This is a genomic window from Mesorhizobium sp. M1006 (assembly GCF_040318825.1).
GTDB lineage: Bacteria > Pseudomonadota > Alphaproteobacteria > Rhizobiales > Rhizobiaceae > Mesorhizobium.
Genome location: NZ_JAMYMZ010000148.1, coordinates 1 through 883, shown reverse-complemented (window position 1 = coordinate 883; position 883 = coordinate 1). Strand labels below are relative to the sequence as shown.

The 883-nt window shown below is 57.8% G+C and carries 1 protein-coding gene; it reads left to right on the top strand.

Going from position 1 to position 883, the window contains the following annotated elements; all coding sequences use genetic code 11:
* Positions 1–673 (top strand): hypothetical protein (locus NKH60_RS34970; RefSeq protein WP_352875136.1); only part of this gene is annotated, 673 nt, incomplete at its 5' end.
* Positions 674–883: the final 210 nt, after the last annotated feature.

The window sequence follows — 883 nt, the reverse complement described above, 5'->3', positions numbered from 1 at the left end:
CCGGTGCGCATGCACGATCGTCGCACATGCGAAAACCGATGGGAATCCAACATCGGACTCTTTTGTCTCGATCAATCCACTAGAGATCGAAATGCCGCCGGATATCTTGGACAGCAATAGTATCGAGGTTCGAAGGGCGGTATCTGAATATCAGCGTTCTAGAGCCGGCGAAGATTTTGCATCCGAAATCATAAAGCGCGTCGGCGGCCGGGATGAATTTTACGTCGAACTCGCGGGACATCGGCGCTGCATCCCAATGACCTCGTGCGGATGGAAGCGTCTATTGTGCTCGGCACCGCGGAACGGCGCCAAGCGGCGTGTGTCCTTGCCAATGCGCGCGCCCGCTTCGCAGGTTATTGCTCTTATAAGTTCGCCTGACGCCGTTGTCAGAGCCGAGGCAACGAACTGCGCGTCTTTTAATCAAGAGGCAGACAGCATAGCTGAGAAATTGCCCGAAATGGCGGAGGGTTTCCGCCTCGCAGGCCGCCCCTACTTTTTGCGGCAACTGGCGATCCGCAAGAGACTTCAGCAGTCGCTTGATGAGACTGCAGCCGAACTCCGCAGCTGGCGAATGTCCATAGCAGACCACCAGCCCGACAGCTTGCTATCGCAGGGCCTGCGTTTTTGGATCCGCGAACAACGTTACGCAAGCGCACTCAACAGTGGGGGTTGATCCACCGTCGGCCGTGCGCTGGCGAGGGCTTCTGCCTGCCAGCGTGTGCTGTCTGACCTCATGGCCCGGGAGGCGATGAGGAAGCTCAACATTGGGGCCGCGAAATTGTCCTTTCACGCCAGCCCGGCTGACCTTGCCCCTCTGATCTAATCCGGTTTGAAGTTCGTTCTGGCCATCGAGAGGACCAGGACATGAAACGCAGCCGCTTCT